A 21,582-nucleotide genomic window follows, 5' to 3' on the forward strand; every position below is an offset into this window, starting at 1 on the left:
TTATAACATATCGTTCTTCACTTGCGTATTATACAATTTCATTCAAACAAAAAACGGAAACGAAACAATCCTGTCTCGTTTCCGTTTCGACTAGTCTTTGTTTAAATTACGAATCATTTCGTCAATTTTATTGCCATACACGACAGATTCATCTAATTCAAAGATTAATTCAGGTGTTTTATAAAGCGACAACTCATGACCTAATTCACGACGAATTAAACCTGTTGCTTTTTCTAAACCACTTTGCGCTTTTTGCTTATCTGAAGCTAAGTCAGATAAAATACTGTAATAAATCGTTGCTTGTTGTAAATCTCCGGTCACATGAACATCTGTAATAGTGACGTCTTGCACACGAGGATCACGAACTTTTCTTCTCAAGATTTGATTAACTTCTTTCAAAATTTCTTGAGCAACTCTACGATCACGATAATTGGCCATTGAGAGACCTCCTATTTTCTAACGTAATTAATTATTTTGCTTTAATTTCTTCCATAACGAATCCTTCGATTACGTCATCTACTTTGATGTCGTTGAATTTATCAATCATCGCTCCACATTCAAAGCCTAATTTTACTTCTTTGGCATCATCTTTAAAACGTTTCAAGCTAGCTAGTTCACCTTCGTAGATAACAATATTATCACGAATCACACGAACACCACTATCACGACGGATAAAGCCTTCTGTTACGTAACAACCAGCAATTGTACCAATTTTAGAAACTTTATACGTTTCACGAACGACCATTTGACCTGTAATTTTTTCTTCAAATTCAGGATCAAGCATCCCTTTCATCGCTGTTTCAATTTCTTCAATTGCTTTGTAAATAATACGGTGTAAGCGAATATCTACTGATTCCGCATCAGCTTGTTGTTTCGCTTGTGGCGTTGGACGTACATTAAATCCAATGATAATCGCATTACTTGCTGCAGCTAAAGTGACATCACTTTCATTCACCGCACCAACTGCTGAATGGACAATATTTACACGAACGCCTTCCACATCAATTTTCTTCAATGAAGCAGCTAAAGCTTCGGCAGAACCTTGAACGTCAGCTTTAATAATAACATTCACGTCTTTTAATTCGCCTTCTTTTAGGCTTTCAAATAAATTGTCTAATGTGACACGAGAACTTGATGCACGTTGTTCCACTAACGCACGTTTCGCACGTTCTTCACCGGCTGCACGAGCTGTTTTCTCATCTTCAAAGACAACAAAACGGTCACCTGCTTGAGGTACATCATTTAATCCTGTAATTTCAACTGGAGTTGCTGGACCAGCAGTTTTATCACGACGGCCTAAGTCATTCGTCATCACACGGACACGACCATACGTGTTACCGACAACGATAGGATTTCCTACGTGTAGCGTACCTTGTTGTACTAATAAAGTCGCTACAGGACCTTTTCCTTTGTCTAAACGAGCTTCGATTACTGTACCGATTGCGCGTTGAGTTGGATCAGCTTTCAAATCTTCTACTTCCGCAACTAATAGAATCATTTCTAATAATTCTTCAATATTTTGTCCAAATTTTGCTGAGATTTCAACAAAAATTGTATCGCCACCCCATGCTTCAGGAATTAATTCATATTCACTTAATTCTTGCATCACATGTTGTGGATTAGCTGCTGGCTTATCGATTTTATTTACAGCAACAATAATTGGAACGTTCGCTGCTTTCGCATGGTTAATTGCTTCAATTGTTTGAGGCATTACACCATCATCTGCTGCGACAACTAAAATCGTAATATCTGTAATACTTGCTCCACGTGCACGCATGCTTGTAAACGCCGCATGTCCTGGAGTATCCAAGAAAGTAATTGGTTTATTATCAATATCAATTTGGTACGCACCGATATGTTGGGTAATACCGCCTGCTTCGCCACTTGTTACACTAACACGTGAATGACGTAATGTATCAAGTAATGTTGTTTTACCATGGTCAACGTGCCCCATGATGGTTACAACTGGTGGACGAGACACAAGATTTTCTTCTTTTAACTCTTCTGGTTCAAAGAATTTATCGATATCTGCAATATCCACTTGAACTTTTTCTTGTGGGTCAATGCCGTAATCTGTCGCTAACAACTCAATTGTATCTTTATCTAATGGTTGGTTTTGGTTAACCATAACGCCCATCATAAAGAGTTTTTTGATAATTTCAGCTGGTTCACGATAGATTTTTTTTGCAATATCTGCTACGTTCATGCCATCTGTATATTCTAAAACTTCTGGTAATTCACGGAACTTACGTGCTGGCACTGCAGGTTTATTGGATTGAGGATGTTGTTTTCCTTTTTTCCCTTTTTTGTTAAATTTATTACGGTTTTGATTGCCACCAAAACTGTTACGATTATTGAAGTTATTGTTACGGTTACGATTTTGGTTATTGTTTTGCCCTTGTCCTGTATTTGAACGGTTTTGATTATTGCTTTGTCCTTGTGCAGTAGTTGAGCGATTTTGATGATTATTTTGACCTTGTGCTGGACGAGTTTGGTTGTTTTGTCCTTGAGTTGGACGGTTTTGATTTTGTCCTTGTGTCGGGCGATTTTGATTTTGTCCTTGTGTCGGACGGTTTTGATTGTTAGTGCGTTGCCCTTGATTATTTGAACGATTTTGGTTTCCACTTTGATTTTGACGGTTTTGGAAGTTAGGATTATTTCTTTGCGATTGGAATTTCTTATCGCCTTGTGCGTTATTTTGTTGGTTTACTGGTTTTTGGGATGCTGGTTTATTTGGTCGTGCTGCACCTCCGCCTAATGTTTGACGTAATTTTTTCTCCTCACTATCTGAGATTACTCCCATGTGATTTTTCACGTCAAAGCCTAGTGATTGTGCTTTATCGACAATCTCTTTACTTGATTTGTTAATTTCTTTTGCAAGTTCGTATACTCTTTTTTTCCCCATGCAATCACCTTCCTAACCTAATATTAATTCCTCGATTCTCTTGGCAAATCCACTATCCAGAATGCCAACCACCATACGGTCTTTACCGATAGCTTGGCTCAGTTCATTTGAGTCGAAATGGTCAAGACAAGGAACTTGATAAAAAGAACTTTTGTCCTTTACTTTCTTCTGTGTATTCTTACCAGCATCATGGGCGATTAAAACAAGTTTCGCTTTTTGCGATTTCACCTCTTTAATCGTCATTTCTTCACCGGTTACCAGTTTACCAGCACGCATTGCTAGTCCTAACATATTGAGCGCTTTTTGTCTATTCATTGCCAAACAACTCTCGACGCGCTTTTTGGTGTGTTACATAATCTAATAATTCTTGATAAAATTCATCCGTCAGTTTGGCTTCTAACACACGGTCTAAAATGCGTTTATCCCATGCAAGTTGCGCTTCACTTGGTTCAATGGCAATATACGCACCACGACCTGGTTTTTTACCAGTTGGATCAATTGAAACTTCACCTTCTTTTGAGCGGGCAATTCGCAACAATTCTTTTTTGGGAAACATATCACCTGATACAACTGATTTTCTCAAAGGAATTTTTCTTTTTTTCATTAGAATCCCTCCAGATGTTATTCGTCTACTGATGTTGCGTCGTCATTTAAAATAACTTCTGCTTCATCAATAGTTGCATCAATTTCTTCTACAATTTCTTCATTGTCTAGTTGTGCATAAAAATCTTTCATGTCTGATTCTGACTTAATGTCAATTTTATAGCCAGTTAATTTAGCAGCTAAACGTGCATTTTGTCCACGTTTACCAATTGCTAACGATAATTGATAATCTGGCACTACAACGGTACATGCTTTTGGATTTTCTGCATCAAAAATAACATCACTTACTTCTGCTGGATTTAACGCATTTGCAATGAAAACAGCTGGATCTTCATTCCATTCTACGATATCCATATTTTCGCCTTTTAATTCGTTAACAAGGGCTTGTACACGTTGTCCTTTGGGTCCCACACAAGTACCTACTGGATCAATATTTGCATCATGTGAACGAACAGCAATTTTTGAACGATCGCCTGCTTCACGAGCAATGCTGACAATCTCTACAATACCATCATACACTTCTGGCACTTCTTGTTCAAATAAACGACGTAATAAATCTGGATGACTACGACTTACAAAGACTTGTGGACCTTTTGAAGTATTTTCAACACGTGAAACGTAGACTTTGATACGATCATGTGGTTGATAAAATTCATTAACCATTTGATCTTGTTTTGATAAAACAGCTTCAATTTTTCCAAGATTTACATAAATATAACGATTGTCTTGGCGTTCAACAATTCCTTGCATAATGTCTTTTTCATATGCACTGAATTCAGTGTAGATGATGTTACGTTCTGCTTCACGTACACGTTGTAAAATAACTTGTTTTGCTGTTTGTGCGGCAATACGTCCAAAGTCTTTTGGTGTTACTTCAAAACGGATTCTGTCACCGATTTCGTAAGCAGGATTAATTGTGATGGCTTCTTTTAAAGAGACTTCTAATTGAGAGTCCATAACTTCTTCAGAAACTTCTTTGACCGCATAGACGTGAATATTTCCCTTTTTTTGGTCAAATTCCACTTCTACATTTTGTGATTGTCCGTAATGACGTTTATAAGCAGAAATCAATGCTGCTTCTAATGCTTCAATAACAATTTCTTTAGAAACTCCCTTTTCAGCTTCTAAAGCATCTAATGCGTTCAACATTTCTTTACTCATTGTCTTTGATTCCTCCGTGTTTAAAATTGAATAGCTAGACGAGCTTTCGCAATATTTTTGCGATCAACAGTAATTTCTTTTTCTCTTGTTTTAATTCTAATTTTTAGAATAAGTTCAGCATTATCATAGGATTGTAAAAATCCTTCATATTGTTTTTCTCCATCTAATGGTTGGTAAAGAGAGAGATGGATGTATTCACCCAATGCTCGTTGATAATCTGCTTCTTTCTTCAATGGACGTTCTGCTCCTGGAGAAGAAACTTCTAAAAAGTATGCTTGAGGAATAGGATCAGGATCAATGCTGTCTAACTTTTCGCTCAAATGCTCACTGACAAAGGCACACTCTTCAATATCGATGCCACCTTCTTTGTCAATGAAGACACGAAGAAACCAATTCTTGCCTTCTTTCACAAATTCTACTTCTACTAACTCAAAATTTTGTTCCTCTAAAATAGGGGTTACTAACTCGGTTACAGTTTCCACCACAGTACTCAAAATTTATCGCCTCCTTTATTTCAATGAATGAAATTTGCTTCATTCCATAAAAAGAGTGAGGGAAAAAATCGCCCTCACTCACCTCTACTATCATTACGTTTATGAATATAACATAACTTTGGTATAAATTCAAGTTTCGCGCGCTATAGTAGTCATTTGTTCCCATAGCGTAGCGAATAGTCTTGGTATCCATGCTTGTGTTTCAAAATCCATCGGTGCTTGATTTGGAAAAAATTGCAGCATTCGATAAATATATACACCTACAATTAAGCTAAGGACACTACTCCAAAATAATTTAGAATGATATATTTTTGAAATCAATGAATACTTTTGAAAGATGACGATTCCAAAAACGATCGGAACTAACCAGAATAGCGGATGATAATAAAAAGCTTCTTCAAAATTTCCTGAAAGAACGTGTAGACATGCTCGTGTCATCCCACAACCTGGACAAGGCAATCCTGTCATCCATTTAAAAATACACATTAATAATCGGTCCATTCGTCATCTGAAGACTGAAAAGGTGTTTCTTCTATTGGAGGTTCTTCTGCAACTTCTGCACGCTCCCATAAAAGATTTAAATCAGATTGAATAATCGCCATATTAATGATACTAAAACCAACAACACTACATAATAGAAATAGCCATTTGTTATCAGCCATTACTTGATACCCTGTTTCATGTTGAGCGGTCATCATTAAATTATTGATGCGATACCACCAATAAAGCGTGTAAAAACCACATGTTAATAATGTAAAAACCACAGCTAATCCTGGACTTAAACGATAATCCTCTGTATATTCTGTTAATTCTTTGGTTACTTGATACATCCATACAAAGAAATAAATACCGCATGTGATTAAAGTTAATACAACTACCAGTAATACTGAACGCTCGCGTCCAAGAAGACGTCTATTTTGCATAATTTCTCTCCTTTGTTTGTCTCAACTTAGTATACAATGAAATAAACAAATTGATAAGAAAATATGGGGATTTTTAAATAAAATTAGTTTTATTTAACCATTCAGAACCATTTTTCATCATTCTCTTTTTAAAAGCAAAAAATTTCTATGCTCTATAAACTACTAGTTATTGAAGCAACTTCATTATTCCTTCTTTTATTACTGAAAAATCTTTTTCAGTTAAATTAGCATTTATTAACATACCTTTTTGGGTGGTTTCCGTAGACAACGTAATATCCGCAATTTTTTCCTCAGAAACAAAAACAATCTGTGCCGTATTCAACATTTTATGTTCAATCGTCTTTTTCATTAACTGAATCTCTATTTTTGGCAAACTAGACTTTAAATACATTTGGATAATTGGAAAAAGTTTTTCTTTTGAAGCATATTGCAATGTCCATTCTAAAAAAAATTGCTTGTATTTCTTAGTATCTAATAGAGTATATTGAGAAACAAATGCTTCCCACATTTTTTCAAACTCAATCCAAAAATAAGGATAGATTTCTTGCACTTTCGCTTCATCAAAGATTGAAAAAACGGCTTTTACCTTTTCAGAAGTCGGAACAATTTGATCGAGTATAGATAATTTATACATTTGCAAATAGAGATTTTCCTTTTCTTTCGGCATCATTTGTCGAACACGATTTTCATAAAAAAGAAGCCATTTTCGAGCACTATCAGAAAAAGAATTTTGATGTATCTTTTCAAAATTTAATTCTGGTTCAAATTCAACTAAATCTAATACATACATAACAATCAATATAAACTCCCAAGTATCCAAAGACAGTTCGCTATCGGGTAAGACAATTGAAGCAAAGTTTTCAAACACGTTTGATTCAATCGGTTTTCCTAATTGATCAGATTGTTGATTGATGAACAGCCATATACCAAGAATTTCCATATGTTCATTGTCGGTAAAAATATAGAAAGCTTCACAAATTTGCTGACCTAATTTCAGATATTTTTCTGAATCAATCCATTGTATAGAAGATAATTTTCGATGAACAGTATAAAGAAACATAAAAAAGAAGACGCGAATTTGCTTTTCATTACCGACAACGGTAACTTTTGTGCCAATTTTCAAATGAATTTGATAATCAGTCAATGCATCATTTATCTTCTTAATTATGCGACGTAAAGTAGACATGCTAACTGCATGTCTTTGGCAGAAGTCTGACGTAAGGAACGAACGGTGCAAAATTAGTTGTTGATAGATGTGATACACAATATTTTTAGTATAAAGTTCTTCAAAATAACGATCAAAATTGGTTCCTTTTCGTAATAAATAACTTCCATAACGAGTGCCTATATTTAATTGCATTTGTTCTGGTGAATAGAGTTCTGAAATACTTTCAGCAATTTCTTTTAGATATTTTCGAACCGTTTGACTAGTTAGTGATTGTATATAATCTGAAATATCTTTACTTGAAACGCCTTCTTCTTGTTTGTCTAGAAAATAGAGTAATTCTTTTTTTAAAAGTATTTCCTTAGAGAATCCAAACATACACTTCCTCCTCAGTTTGTGTATTCCATAAGTTAATCTTAGCGAAACCAAACATAAATTTCCTCCTCAATTTTCAGCATTCTATAAATCAATTTATGACTAATTTGAAATACTCGCATCTTTCAGTTATGTCTTAATAACATTTATCCCATAGAAACGACTACTCACTCTTGGAGCTTGGATTATTTTTCAACTTAAATCTATAAATCTGATGTGCAATCATGCCTATACTAACTATTAGAAAAATACCAATTCCTACGGCTATGATAATTTGCTCCCAAAATCGTTGACGATTTCCTGCTTCTTGTTCTTTTTGAACGTTTGCTGTATAAGGAACACGCTCACCAGTGACTAACAAACGATGTGAATTAATCATGTAGGGCGTACAGGTTACTAAAGTTACTAAGTCTTTCTCAGCAACTAGTTGTAGTAAAGAGGTTTCATGCGGTTCCACTACTTGAATATCCCTCACCTCATAAGCTAATGTTTGATTTAAAATGTCTATTAAAAAGAGGTCGCCCTTTTTTAATTTAGGAAGATTGGTGAATAGTTCTCTTTCCGGCAATCCTCGATGAGCAGTAATGACTGCGTGGGTTCCATCTCCACCCACAGGATAACTCGTCCCATCTAATACAGTGGCACCTTTTTCCAACAATAATGGCGTGGTTGTATCAAATAAAGACAATTCAACGGCCAATTTTGGAATGTTAATTTTTCCGATAAAATGTTGCTGATAATATTGCTCATCTGCTTTTTGGGAAGGAGATTCACTAAAAGGATCGGCACCTGGTGCAAGGCCTTCCGTTTTCAAACGCTCGTTTTCGACTTCTAGTCGTTGGCGTTCTGCTGCCACATTTTTTTCTTTTGTTAAATAATATGTCATTTGTTGTTGGTCTAAAAAATTGTTTAATGCGTTAACATAAAATGGATAGGTCATAACCATGACTCCCGTACAAAATAAGCAGATAACAGCAATACGAGAAAACAACTGTCGCTTTGATTTTTTCATTTTCGTTTTCCTTCCTCTATCCAATAGCAAGTAGTATCAGCTCGCTTATCCTTTCGAATAATCGAACGACTTCTCAATAGGAATTGCTTCTCTTTTAAACGAAATATATACCCTTTAATTTTGGGCTGCTCTCGGTTTGCAGGCGTTACCCAATAGCAACCGCCACGAATTTGAGAAAAACATACCTTGCCATCTTGATTACTGGTTGTTATGGCAATCTGTTTGTGTCGTTTCGATAAAATAAATCGTTGTCCCACCAATGGTTCTCCATTTTTAAGGTAGATAAATTGAAAATCATAACGATATTTTCCGCTTTGATAATAAACAAATTTGCGCCACATCCAATAAGCAATGGAAACTAAAACTACTGGAATAGCCAACATGAATAACCAAAATCGCTGATAGTGGTACTTTTCTGTTTGCTCTTTTTCTTTTTCCATGACTTCTTCTATATAAGGAATCCGATGAGCCGTGACTAATAAGCGATGCGTATTCACCATATAAGGTGTGCAAGTCACCAACGTTACTAAATCTTTCCCTTCCTTAATTTTCAAATCCTCTAATTCATGTGGTAGTACTGTGTTAAACTGCTCAATTTGATAGGCTAATTTTTCTCCAGCAACGTCAAGATAGAACACATCATCTTGTTGTAACTTTTCTAAATCAGTAAATAATAATTTATTGGGTAAACCGCTATGACCAGTAATTACCGAGTGGGTATCACTTCCACCAATTGGTAAAGAAGTTCCTTGTAAAACTGTCGCTCCTTTTTCTAACAACAGTGAATTGGTTTCATCAAACAACGGGAGACTAACATGGATTTTAGGAATATAGATGGCGCCAATTGTATGGTCTGAAAAATATTGGCGATCAGGATTCGGCGTATTGCCAATAGATTCTTCAAAAGGATCCTCCACTAAGCCCATTCCTGGAATATTGGTCGTTTGTTTATTAGTCCGAAGTACGTCATTTTGTTGCTTCATTTTCGATAAATGTTCTTCTCGTTCAGTCAGTAATTGTTCTTGATTTTCGCGATGCATTTTTTCAATCGTCTTCTGGTCATAATAGTTATTAATAGCGTCTACTACGAAGGGATAACTAAAAGTCACTGCACCAGTTAGAAATAATAACGCCATCAGTAGTTTCAATAAAAGATTTATTCGTTCGTTTTTCAAGTTTTGATCCATCTTTAGCTCCTTTTCTCTAAATAAAAAGGTAACTCCGAAAATGAAGTTACCTTTTTATTCAAGTGACCTTTGATAGAGAAAATCTAATTTCCCGCTAAGCTTCTGCTTGCGCTTTAGATTTTCTAAACCAACTATATGCACCTAACATGAGAGCTGCTCCAATTACTAGGTAAATATAAATTCCGCTACCCCCTGTTGATGGTAATAAGCCTTTAGGTGTATTGGGTACGGTAATTACTTGTGCTTCTTCATACGTTCCTACTTTGACTTCAAATTTAATGGTACCGTCAGGAATTTTCACATATTTATCAGAAGGCGCTTTGGTTTCATTTAATGTATATTCTCCATCTTTTAAACCGATAACATTGACAGAACCATTCGCTAATGAAGTAATCGTACTTTTACTAGTTGCTGTATCTACCCAACCAATTAAAGCATACGCTGTACCGGCAGTGTTTAATTCAAATTCGCCGTATTGACCCGCTTGATTAATCACTACAAATTCTGCACCTGCTAACGTTTTATCAGTATGCGCATCTTTTTTTACAATTTTCTTCCCGCCAGTTTGGAATTTTTCTTTTGGTGTTACTTCTGGTTGCGGAGTATCACCAATTTTGACATTTGCTTTGTTTCCTTCAATTGCATCCGGAACCAAATCTTTTGTTAATTCCATTTGGTAATCAATGATAAGTGTGCTACCTGCTAATGCTTGAACAGTTGCTGAATTGGAGTTTAATGCTAGTGTGAAACCACCATCTCCATTGGCAGTAATTGTATAATCGCTCCCTGCAGTTAATCCGTCAGCAATCAAAGAATCTGCAATAAATTGCAAGCCCTCTGTTGGTGTATCCGTTACAGAATAGGTAACATCTGCAATGTCGCTAGGAATATTTAATGTTAAGCGGAAGGCAATCTTCTGTCCTCTTTCCATATTATAACGAGTGCCATCTTCAGTAATCATGTCAAATTCATCGATATTTTGAACAGTTTTTGTATCTTTTGATGTGATATTTTTAGGGTATAAATGCACATGATCTAATTTTTCATCTGTGAATTTTTCTGTGCTCGCATCAAAAGCATATGCTGGTAATGCTAATACAATTGGAGCCGCTTTTTGAGTGACTGTCACGTTCCCAGGTGTTTTAGTTTCAACAAATAAATAGACTGCATCTAATCCACCACTTTTTTCTGGTAAATTGAAAGTTGCTGCTCCCAGTTCATTGGTCGTAACACTAGTTAAACCAGTGAAACTATTAGGATTAGCCGTATAAGCAGCAATAACTGCAGCTTGTGCGGTTGCTTGGTCTGCATTTTCAACCGCTGCATGATATTGTGTGGTCACATCATAAACAGTGAAAACTGCTCCAGGTAAAGCTTCTCCACCAAAATCAGTCATTTCCTTCCCTGTATTTTGACGAGGATACCCTTCTGGATACTCATCATTAAAAATCACTTTGTGTAATGTCACCGGAACTTTCGCATCATCTGCATAAGCTGTTGCAGAACCAAAAATTCCCACCAATAGTGGTAATACCAATAAAGACATAAAAATACTTTTTACAACCTTTTTCATTTAATTTCCTCCTAAATGCTTATTAATAATTTTGGATACTATTTTTTGAAAATTGGGGAATTCGCTAATAACTTTTTTATTTCGTCTGATTATTTACTTGTTTTCGATAAAGCAAAAACGCAATCGTCAATAAAGCAATACCTAAGATACTAATCATTGACTTTGCTTCTCCGGTAATTGGCAACGATGGTTTCCCAGGCTTGCTGGGTTTTTCCGGTGTCGGTTGCTCAGGTTTTGGTGGTTCTGGTTTTTTAGGAAGCTCAACACCACTATTCTTAGGATATAAATGAATTGTTGAAAGATAACTTCCAGATACTGATGGATTTTCAATTGGCAATACTACCAGCATTGGTGCTGCTAATTCACGGATTTCTTGTCCCTCTATTGCGGGTGCTTTTGTTTCTAAAAATAGATACGCACTATTATTAATAGCAGGCGTTACGTTTACAATAGCTACTCCATCTTCATTTGCTACAGTAGTTGTCACCACTTCTTGAAGCAACGGATTATTTACATCACTAGAAAATTTTCCTCTTAATTCTTGCATCGGTGTATTCATTACTTTAGTCATTAAAGTTTCTAATGATTGTGTTTGCAATTCTTCTGCAACCCAATCTGTAACCTCATAGACTTCAAAAGTAACATTATTTAACCCATACGTTTCTCCATCGTTACTATCCATTTCCAGACCGGTATTTTGTGTATAATCTGGCGTAGCATTGAAATCTTTGAACATTTTTTTGTGTAAAACAAATTCAATGGCGGATTCTTTTTCTTCCGCATGAATAGACGTCGGATAAATAGTTGACGCAAAAGAAATAACGAGCAGGATTATGACAGTTGAAAAAATTTTTTTCATCTTACTCTAGCTCCTTTCGATTGCGATAAACATAATATCCGCCAATAACAATTCCGATACCAACTACCAGTAATGAACTAATAACAAATACCTTTCTCCCTTGACCACCCGTTGCTGGTAACAATCCTTTTGGCGTATTGGCAATGGTGACTTCAATTGTATTGTTGCTTTCATCTTTTAAAACAACTTCAATTGCTTCTTCATTCATTGCTTGATTTCCATAATTAACAGTGACTATGCCTGTGTCAGAAATAACTACTTTAAAGATCTCTTCAAGCACCACAAAGCCTTCTGGAGCAGCTACTTCTTTGATTAAGTAAGTCCCTGGTTTAAATAAGAATAGGTCATCCGAATCATCCGCAATAAATTTCCCAGTACCTTCACTGTTGGTAGTTAGTTTGGCAAGAAGCTGATCTTCACCTTGTTTTCGAACCTCAAAGACCGCTCCCGCAAGTTTTTGATTTGTCTGAGCATCTTTTTTCAGAATTGAAAATTCAAATTGGCGTAATTGATTGTATTTAGCAAAGACAAATACTTTTTTATTATTGTCATTACTTAGATACCAACCATCTGATGAAGGGAGTGTATCCCTTTGAATTATCGTCCCTTGTTCATCTTTTAAATTCCCTTCAATGTCTACTTGAAATTTAAAGATGGTATCATCGACTTTATAACCAGTAGGTGTAACGGTTTCTTGAAGACTATAAAACCCAGGTGTAAGAGACTTAGTTGAAGTGACATCATTGGCAATCAAATCATCAGGTTCGCCTACAATTGTACCAGTACCATTCCAACTGTCTTCGTACTTTCTTAAAGTTAAACGCGCGCCATTTAACTGCTCATTATTTTCTTTGGAATATTTTTCAGTTGCTATTAATAACTTTTTAAATTGATTCTCAATAGTATAGTGAATGGTATTTCCTTCAATTGTAATACCGTCTTTTTTATTATTAATCGTGACTACGCCTGTATCACTTACTTTAATAATCCATTGATCATTAGATAGTGTGTGACCATTTGGCGCTTGGATTTCTGTTAAAGCATATTCACTATTCAATTCTAGTTTCGTCTCTTCTAATTGATACGTACCATCCTGTTTATCGGTTAACAGCACGCCTTCATTTGGAAGATTTCCACCGGTTAATTTAAATTGAGCACCTGTCAACGGTTGAGATTCTTGGTCAGAAATTTTAACTATTTTTAGCCCTAATGGAGTGAAAATTTTTCTGTTGATCCAAGTCGTTCCGTCTTCATTAGAAGTTGCTTCATAGCCATCGGGCACATTTAATTCAGAAAATTTATAAATAAAATCGTTGCCTTGATTATTAAATTTAGGCAACCACAATGTTTCTTGACCACCTTGTGTTTTAGAAATTTTTTCAATATTTTGTCTTTCCCACGTATCGGACTCAGAAGACACTAGGCGAAGATACCCCGTTTTCCACGCTTCATTAGTAATCGTTTTACTACGTTCAACAGAAAAATCTAAATAATCTGGACGATGGGAGGTATCTTTATCGTATTCCTCCCAAATCTTTTTCAAGTTCAACTTGATACCTGGAGCTTTGGCAGATGGTATACCAAAATCTATTTGATTATTTGGGTTATTTCCATCTGGTGTTAATTTAGTTGGACCATTCATTGGGTACCATTTTTCAGGAGTAAAATCCTCATCTTCCGTATTAATACGTACTTGATAGTGAAATTGAACTTCTTGTCCTTTTCCTAAATTCAACTCTGTTACATCTAATTTTCCATTAGAAATTGCTGCAGTAGGTAAATTTGAGATATTGGTACTTCCAACACTACGAACTGTGACATTAGTTGAATCATAAGAAAACTGGGTACCAATTGGATCAATAATCGAACCATCCACAATCGTATTAAACGAAGCGACTACATTTTGAGCTTGTTCTAATAAATAATCAGTCACTTCTGCCGTTGTTTCTGCATCTCGATATAATCCAGGTGATGCAAGTAAACTAGCTCTTGCTCTTACTTGTGCTTCAGTTAAATAATTTAGATCGGCTCCTAACTGAATTCCTAATGTATGAAGAATAGAGCCACTATTCTGGGCTATTTTGGCCGCACCTAATGTAGCTGCCCAAGTATTCCAAATTCTAATGCCATTAGTTGTATCATAATATCTTCCATTACCACTATTAGGCGGTATGATATTTGGGTCGCTGTTGCTACTAGTCCCCGCAGTATAGTTTGACCAAGAATTAAACGCCCCACTTCGTAATCCAGATGTATTCCCTGGCTGATCTTGATGTGAATTATGAAAACTTGTCCCATAAACGGTACCATTTTCCATAACTGCTTGTGTCACTCTTTTTGAAAAGGTAGGAACGCCATCCGTCAGTAAAATCATCATTTTGTTACTGTTGGTACTGGATAAAAGCATATCATTGCCTTTTTCAATTCCATTTTGAGTGAATGTGCCACCATTAAACGTTTGACTCAATGCATTATTAATATTTGTTACATGTTGAGTATCGGATACAGGTTTAATTGGTTGCTGAATTAAATCAACATACCCAGGACTCGAATAACCTACAAACCCAACATTTACGTAATTGCCAATGCCCGCTTGATTAATCAGCTGAAAAAATTCTTTTACACCTGCACGAACTGCTCCAGCTCGGTCATTCCAGCCATTACTGCTACTAGGCTCCATGCTTCCAGACATATCAACAACCAGCACAATATCTACCGGTTCAATATTCTCTTTCTGATTTCCACGTACATTCAAATAGACATCATATAATCCTGGAGTACTGGTTTCTTTGGCATATTTACGAATAGCAAAGTCAGCATCTTGTCCAGTACCACCATATTCGATATAAGAATCTGTTACATTGTTAGAATTTCCATCCCAACTATTGTTTCCATCCCAACCACTTGCTCCGAATTTTTTTCCTTGATGATTTCTAACAGTTTGGTTATTTGTTGGATTCCAGTAATGTTTTGGATAAGTACCATTTTCGTTCGTTGTATATTCTGGATTGATTGCTGGATAATTCGTTAAACTATCAAGCGAACTCGCAATACTGAAATTTCCATTAGGTTCAAATGTATCGCTATTGGCATCTAAATTTTCTTCTGTTGTTTCTTTTTCAGAACTTGTCGTTGTTTGGGACGGTTCTGTGCTGTCCAATGATTCTTGTTCACTTTCCGTACGAGCTGTTGAATTCGGTTTGTCATCTGTAACAGCTTCTTCTTGCTGTGTATTCGTCATTTCTATTTCAGAGCTTTCAATCGTGGTTGACTCAACAGGGATTTCGTTTTTTGGGTTCACAACTGGCAGACGTAATTGATGTGGTCCTTCTATCTCGGATGTAAAAACATCTGTTGTAATTGTTTCAGTCTCGGATAATTCATCTGCTTGTATTCTCAGCATGACATTTGTAACTGAAAGCTCAGTTACTAGCTCCACTGTACCAGTAGCTGTTTCTGAAAATTCATCTTGAACAAACCAATTATTCTCATAGTTCCAGCCATCAACTGATTGAAAAGGAATACTTTTTCCATCGGCAATCAATTCCAACTTTAGCTTTTGTTTCGTATTGGCAGTTTTCTGATACGAATAATTAAATTTCCAATTAATTTTCTCGTTCGTTTCACTTGAAACATAGTTAATTTTTAATTCAGGTGTATCAATTATTTTTTCAGAAATAGTTTCTTTTTCATCACCAAAAACTTGATATGCTTGGGTTAGTGGTAATAAAAAATTGATAATTAATACGAGTAAAACAAATCCTATAAAGTGCTTCTTTCTCATTCTCCTCCCCCTTTCTCGCCTTTATCTTATAACAATTAAATTGGGGAATATATTTCATAATCAACCCCTCAGAAAAGCTAAAAAGAGACATTTTTATAAAAAATATCCCTTTTTTATAATTTTATATTAATTATTAAACGTTATAATTAGCTACTTCAAAGCATTATCATAATCTAATGTCTTAAAAACCCTCCAACATAAATTCCTCACATCTGAAAAATCTCGTTTTTGCACCTTTAGATGTTTCATTTTAGAACATATTGTATATAAAAAAATAAGTTATCATTAAAATAGTATTTTTTTCACAAAGGGGAGGGTAAAGCATGCTCGGTTTTGATTCATCTGTGTGGATTATGTTTGATATTATTCAACTGTTAGATAATCAAACAGATTATATTTCAAGTGAAAATCTATTATTTTTACTTGGTTATTCTAATATTACACAGGTAAAAAAATTATGTAAAAAACTGCAAGATGATATAAAAAAGTGTTATACAGAGAAAGAAATGACTCTAGTTATTAACAAACGACATGGGATTCGGTTATTACGGCATCCAACTTGTAGTTTTCAGGACTTATTTAACTTGATATTATCTGAGGATATTGCCTATTGTATTTTTAAAGAGGTACTTATTCAACGAGTTGTTTCAGTTAAAGAATTACGCGATCATTATTTTGTCAGCTTCTCAACCATTAAAAGAAAAGTGAAAGAAATCAATAACACGATAAACAATTACGATTTGCATATTACAGTTTCACATCAATTAAAAATCCGTGGGAAAGAATCAACTATTCGTTGTTTTTCTTTTTTTATCTTATTTATGATGCATCGGCAATTATCAAATATTCCCTGGATAGAAAATAAAGAAAAATATTTTAATCTAGCAAAGCAAATCAGCCACTCACTAAATTTAAACTTTACTTTTGTACAAGAAGAAATTTTAGGCCTACAATTGTTTATCTGTTGTTCAGCAATTGAAAGAAATTATTCCTTCTATTTTAAGGAAATGAAATTTCCTTTTATTAAAGATATAGATTTTCCAGCTAAACCTGATTTTCTTACTGATTGGAACAATGAAGAATGGTATTTCCTTTTGCTAATGGTTCACAACTCAAATTTATCGAACTATACAATTCCTTTAGGTTTCGATAATCTGTATACGCCAGAATTGGAGCACGACTACAAACTTTGGATAGCTCTTTTTGAAAAACATGTCGCTCCTTTTGACGATACTCAGGCTGAATTCATTTATCAAAATTTTATTCGACTATACTTAGGAAGTTTCTTTTTTAAAATAGATCAAAAACTACTTCTCTCATTTCCAGGTATTGGCTTTAAAATCAAAGAGCATGCGCAGCCCTACTTCTTTACCCAAGTTCAAAAACTATGGTATGACTTTTCCGAACAATGTGGGACATGGGCGCACAATCATTTTGAAATGCAAAGTGTCTTGTTATGTCAATATCTATTATCTGCGAAAAGACTTCTACCAAAAATCAATATTTATCTCTATACTGATCTATCTGATTTATTTTTAGAACATATAAAAAATGGGATAAACTCTTATTTTGCTAGTAAATATAATATTGTTTTTGTAAATAAACCTGAAGAAAGTGATTTAATCGTAGGTACAACTAAATATCCCCAAACGGCAAGTTCTATGTATCAGCATCAAATACTCATTCAAGGATTACTAACGCAACAAGACTATCAACATCTTGTAGAAATAATAAAAGAGCTACTAATTCATACTAAAGAATCAAATTTATAATAAGCAAAACTCTCTAAATTTTTTATAACTGTTTTAAAAATATAAATTTCACACTAAAAAGACTGCAATACAAGTCATTTTAACAAAAAAATACCCGAACAATAGCGAGACTTCTTTAAGGAGATTCTCTTATATCGTTCGGGTATTTTAATTTTGTTTGTATTTGTACCGTCGTCTCTTTACATTTGTTATTAACGGCTAAAATTATTCACATCAGCAACAATTGCTTCCACAAATTCTGGCAATAATTGAACGGCAGTTTCTTTACTACCGTAACGACGGATATTTACGGTACCATCATTTACTTCTTGATCCCCTACAACAATTTGGTAAGGAATTTTTTGTGTTTGTGAGGCACGAATTTTGTAACCCATTTTTTCATTACGGTCGTCTACTTCTACACGGATACCTTTTGTTTGTAACATTTCTTTGACCTCATAAGCGTAATCGCTATGTGCTTCAACAGAAACAGGAATAATTGTTGCTTGGATTGGTGCTAGCCAAGTTGGGAAAGCGCCTTTGTACATCTCTGTTAGGTAAGCAACAAAACGTTCCATTGTCGAAACAATCCCGCGATGAATAACTACTGGGCGATGCGTATTTTCACCATCTTCACCAACGTATGTTAAATCAAAACGTTCTGGTAATAAGAAGTCTAATTGAATAGTTGATAATGTTTCTTCCATTCCTAATGCAGTTTTCACTTGAACGTCAAGTTTAGGTCCGTAAAAGGCTGCTTCACCTTCTGCTTCAAAATAATCCAATTCTAACTCGTCCATCGCTTCTTTTAACACTGCTTGCGCATGGTTCCACATAGCATCATCATCAAAATATTTTTCAGTATTTTTTGGGTCACGATAACTTAAACGGAAACGATAATCTGTTAAATTGAAATCCGCATAGACAGATGTCATCAAATCTAATGTACGTTTGAATTCGTCTTTGATTTGGTCTGGTCGAACAAAGGTATGTCCATCATTTAAAGTCATCTCACGTACACGTTGTAAACCAGATAATGCTCCAGATTTTTCATAACGATGCATCATCCCTAATTCTGCAATACGGATTGGTAATTCACGATAAGAATGAATATCGTTTTTATAGACCATCATATGATGTGGACAGTTCATTGGGCGTAAAACTAACATTTCACCATCGCCCATGTCCATTGGTGGGAACATATCTTCGTGGTAGTGATCCCAGTGACCAGAACGTTTGTAAAATTCTACATTTGCCATAACTGGTGTGTATACATGTTGGTACCCTAAGCTAATTTCTTTATCAGTAATGTAGCGCTCGATTGTACGACGAATAGTTGCGCCTTTTGGTAACCAGAATGGTAATCCAGAACCAACTTCAGGTGATAACATAAATAAATCTAATTCTTTCCCTAATTTACGATGATCACGTTCTTTGGCTTCTTCACGCATACGGATAAATTCTTTTAAATCTTTTTTATCAAAGAAGGCAGTTCCATAAACACGTTGCATCATATGGTTATCAGAATTCCCACGCCAGTATGCACCTGCGACTGAAAGTAATTTGAAAATTTGGATACGACCAGTTGATGGTACATGAGGTCCACGACATAAATCAACAAAATCACCTTGTTCATAAGCTGTGATGATTTCATCTTCGGGTAGTTCATTAATTAATTCTTCTTTATAAGGATCGCCAGCAAATAATCCTAGCGCTTCTTCTTTGGTTAAAACACGGCGAGTGATCGGGTTGTTTTCTTTTACAATTTTCATCATTTCAGCTTCAATTGCCGGTAAATCTTCGGCCGTTACTGGTTGTTCACCATTATCAGTGTCATAATAAAATCCAGAATCAATGGCTGGACCTACCCCAAAATGAATGCTTGGATATAATCGACGCATGGCATTCGCCATTAAATGTGCAGTTGAGTGACGTAATAAAGCTAAGGCTTCTTCATGATTTGGTGTTACGATTTCAATTGAACCGTCTTCTTCAATTGTACGATCTAAGTCAATTAATTCTCCATTGAATTTTCCGGCTAAAGCTTTTTTAGCTAAACTTTTAGAAATGCTTTCGGCGATTTCTTTCGTTGTAATTCCAGATTCAAATTCTTTTACGGCACCATCTGGAAAAGTGATTTTTAACATGCTATTTCCTCCTTCAATTGCTGATTGATAAGAAAATCAACCACGTTACAAGTTCCTGTTTCATCTATTTAAAGATGACTTGCAACAAAAAAGTCCTAGTATCGCATAGCGATACTAGGACGAATACTTTCGTGGTTCCACCTAATTTTAAACACGATAAATAAGCGTGTTCCTCAAACGTGATAACGGTACGACCGCTTTTGCTTCAACAAAAGTTTCGAAAGTGGTCATTCCCTGGTTTTCTTCTAGAAAAGTTTCAGCCTAGCTTTTCCTCTCTTATTGAAGACTCTCAAGTGCAGTTGTCTTTCTCATCAATCAATTATGGTCTTATTTAACCACTTCTTACAGAAAATTGCAAGTAAGAAATAAAATTATTTCCAAGCTCCATTATTTCCATAAGTTCCTTTTTTCATTTCATTAATGATGACATGAATATTTTCTTTTGGTGCTCCGCTTGTTTTATGAACTGCCTCTGTTACTTCTTTCATCATTGCTTCTAATTGCTCGGGTGTTCTTCCTTCTAATAATTCAATATGGACAAATGGCATGGTTCTTCCTCCTTTATAAGCATGCCTTTATTATACTATTTTTTTAGCTGTTCTTGTAAAAATTCAAGCAAAACTTGTGCTTGATTATATTGAGGATTTTTTGCACTATAAATCAACGTAACATTCTGGTTTTCCAGCCATTTTTTGATAGTAGTTACGAACTCAGATGTATAGGAATTTTCTGCCAATTCTTCAAGATACTGTTTTGTAAACCATTGAAATTTTTCCGGCTCATGGTTAAATTCTTGTCGAAGCTCTTTAGTTGGTGCAATTTGTTTTGCCCATAAATCTAGTTGTAATTTTTCTTTTTTATTCCTCTTGGCCAAATTCTATCCACTAAAATTCGCTTACCATCAACTGATTGGACTGTGTCATATGCTCGTTTAATCGTTAAATTTCCCATAAAATCACCTACTCCTCTATAGTATACTGCAATCGAATGATAGAATAAAGTATCATAACTATTCGGAGGTGTACGATGGACTATTTAGCAATTTATAAGCGATTATTTGCGATTGCCGAGGTAGGCTTAGTCTACGGAAAAGATGCATTTGATCAAGAACGCTATACAGAATTACGACAGCTTTCTTTACAACTCATTCAGCAGTTAGGTAACGAACCATTCGAAGTTATAGAAGAATTATTTGCTCATGAAATTGGTTACCAAACACCCAAAATAGATGTTCGTGCCTTTATCACCAAACAAGATAAGGTGTTACTAGTGCAAGATACAAAAACGAAAGAATGGTCCTTGCCGGGCGGATATGGTGATGTTGGTTTATCGCCAAAAGAAAATATCATCAAAGAAGTCCAAGAGGAAACAAATTTACTAGTTACTCCAAATAAATTGTTAGCCGTTTTTGATACCAATTTACGAAAAGATATTCCACAAATCTTCCAGTATTATAAACTCGTCTTTGCTTGTCAAGTTGTATCTAATTCTCAAGCATTCGAAAAAAATATTGAAACTTCACAAATGGCATATTTTGGCTTAAATGAGTTACCCTCACTTTCAAAGAAACGTACAACCAAAGAACAGTTAATCCAATTGTTTTCACAACACGAGACTTGTTATTTTGAGTAAAAAAAAATCCA

At 35.1% G+C, this 21,582-nt stretch carries 18 protein-coding genes and 1 pseudogene; 2 read left to right on the forward strand and 17 right to left on the reverse strand.

Annotated elements, in window-relative coordinates:
• Nucleotides 1-90: 90 nt before the first annotated feature.
• The 14 genes from rbfA to DOK78_RS11390 all read right to left on the reverse strand — a co-directional run bounded on the left by rbfA (nt 91) and on the right by DOK78_RS11390 (nt 16,041).
• Entirely contained in the window at nt 91-438 is a 348-nt protein-coding gene (gene rbfA / locus DOK78_RS11325) for a 30S ribosome-binding factor RbfA (protein WP_207940253.1), read from the reverse strand.
• Nucleotides 439-469: 31 nt separating this feature from the next.
• A complete protein-coding gene (infB, locus tag DOK78_RS11330) occupies nt 470-2,905 on the reverse strand; it encodes a translation initiation factor IF-2 (RefSeq protein ID WP_207940252.1) in 2,436 nt (811 codons plus the stop codon).
• A 12-nt stretch (nt 2,906-2,917) separates the two neighbouring features.
• Nucleotides 2,918-3,220: a YlxQ-related RNA-binding protein gene (locus tag DOK78_RS11335; protein ID WP_207940251.1), complete on the reverse strand. Its 303-nt coding sequence runs from the start codon at nt 3,218-3,220 to the stop codon at nt 2,918-2,920.
• A complete protein-coding gene (gene rnpM, locus DOK78_RS11340) occupies nt 3,213-3,509 on the reverse strand; it encodes an RNase P modulator RnpM (protein ID WP_207940250.1) in 297 nt (98 codons plus the stop codon). The genes DOK78_RS11335 and rnpM overlap by 8 nt, the downstream gene beginning before the upstream one ends.
• A 17-nt stretch (nt 3,510-3,526) precedes the next feature.
• Entirely contained in the window at nt 3,527-4,669 is a 1,143-nt protein-coding gene (nusA, locus tag DOK78_RS11345; RefSeq protein WP_207940249.1) for a transcription termination factor NusA, read from the reverse strand.
• 20 nt (nt 4,670-4,689) lie between these two features.
• A complete protein-coding gene (gene rimP / locus DOK78_RS11350; protein WP_207940248.1) occupies nt 4,690-5,163 on the reverse strand; it encodes a ribosome maturation factor RimP in 474 nt (157 codons plus the stop codon).
• A gap of 129 nt (nt 5,164-5,292) precedes the next feature.
• A complete protein-coding gene (locus DOK78_RS11355; protein WP_207940247.1) occupies nt 5,293-5,664 on the reverse strand; it encodes a DUF2752 domain-containing protein in 372 nt (123 codons plus the stop codon).
• Nucleotides 5,649-6,086 (reverse strand): DUF4234 domain-containing protein, encoded by a 438-nt coding sequence (locus DOK78_RS11360; protein ID WP_207940246.1) that lies wholly within the window; start codon nt 6,084-6,086, stop codon nt 5,649-5,651. Before DOK78_RS11360 ends, DOK78_RS11355 begins: the two co-directional genes overlap by 16 nt.
• A 166-nt stretch (nt 6,087-6,252) precedes the next feature.
• The gene (locus tag DOK78_RS11365; RefSeq protein WP_207940245.1) at nt 6,253-7,629 is read right to left on the reverse strand and encodes a helix-turn-helix domain-containing protein; all 1,377 of its coding nucleotides are present in this window, start codon (nt 7,627-7,629) and stop codon (nt 6,253-6,255) included.
• A 160-nt stretch (nt 7,630-7,789) separates the two neighbouring features.
• On the reverse strand, nt 7,790-8,638 hold the full coding sequence (locus DOK78_RS11370; RefSeq protein WP_207940244.1) for a class C sortase: 849 nt from the start codon (nt 8,636-8,638) through the stop codon (nt 7,790-7,792).
• A complete protein-coding gene (locus DOK78_RS11375; RefSeq protein WP_207940243.1) occupies nt 8,635-9,825 on the reverse strand; it encodes a class C sortase in 1,191 nt (396 codons plus the stop codon). Before DOK78_RS11375 ends, DOK78_RS11370 begins: the two co-directional genes overlap by 4 nt.
• Before the next feature lie 94 nt (nt 9,826-9,919).
• Nucleotides 9,920-11,398 (reverse strand): SpaH/EbpB family LPXTG-anchored major pilin, encoded by a 1,479-nt coding sequence (locus DOK78_RS11380; RefSeq protein ID WP_207940242.1) that lies wholly within the window; start codon nt 11,396-11,398, stop codon nt 9,920-9,922.
• Between the two features lie 76 nt (nt 11,399-11,474).
• On the reverse strand, nt 11,475-12,257 hold the full coding sequence (locus DOK78_RS11385) for a pilin N-terminal domain-containing protein (RefSeq protein WP_207940636.1): 783 nt from the start codon (nt 12,255-12,257) through the stop codon (nt 11,475-11,477).
• 1 nt (nt 12,258) lies between these two features.
• Nucleotides 12,259-16,041: a vWA domain-containing protein gene (locus DOK78_RS11390; protein ID WP_207940241.1), complete on the reverse strand. Its 3,783-nt coding sequence runs from the start codon at nt 16,039-16,041 to the stop codon at nt 12,259-12,261.
• 323 nt (nt 16,042-16,364) lie between these two features.
• On the opposite strand from DOK78_RS11390, the gene DOK78_RS11395 reads away from it, so the two are divergent.
• Nucleotides 16,365-17,813, forward strand: coding sequence for a helix-turn-helix domain-containing protein (locus DOK78_RS11395; protein ID WP_207940240.1), 1,449 nt, complete (start codon nt 16,365-16,367; stop codon nt 17,811-17,813).
• Between the two features lie 191 nt (nt 17,814-18,004).
• On the opposite strand, the gene thrS is transcribed toward DOK78_RS11395, so the two are convergent.
• The 3 genes and pseudogenes from thrS to DOK78_RS11410 all read right to left on the reverse strand — a co-directional run bounded on the left by thrS (nt 18,005) and on the right by DOK78_RS11410 (nt 20,890).
• A complete protein-coding gene (thrS, locus tag DOK78_RS11400) occupies nt 18,005-19,939 on the reverse strand; it encodes a threonine--tRNA ligase (protein ID WP_207940239.1) in 1,935 nt (644 codons plus the stop codon).
• Nucleotides 19,940-20,310: 371 nt separating this feature from the next.
• On the reverse strand, nt 20,311-20,487 hold the full coding sequence (locus tag DOK78_RS11405) for a 2-hydroxymuconate tautomerase (protein ID WP_207940238.1): 177 nt from the start codon (nt 20,485-20,487) through the stop codon (nt 20,311-20,313).
• A 35-nt stretch (nt 20,488-20,522) separates the two neighbouring features.
• Nucleotides 20,523-20,890 (reverse strand): annotated as a pseudogene (locus tag DOK78_RS11410) (DUF488 domain-containing protein).
• Nucleotides 20,891-20,965: 75 nt separating this feature from the next.
• Here DOK78_RS11410 and DOK78_RS11420 point away from each other — a divergent pair.
• Nucleotides 20,966-21,571, forward strand: coding sequence for an NUDIX hydrolase N-terminal domain-containing protein (locus DOK78_RS11420; RefSeq protein ID WP_207940236.1), 606 nt, complete (start codon nt 20,966-20,968; stop codon nt 21,569-21,571).
• Nucleotides 21,572-21,582 lie beyond the last annotated feature (11 nt).

Origin of the sequence: Enterococcus sp. DIV2402 (assembly GCF_017426705.2) — a bacterium.
Taxonomy (GTDB): domain Bacteria; phylum Bacillota; class Bacilli; order Lactobacillales; family Enterococcaceae; genus Enterococcus_F; species Enterococcus_F lowellii.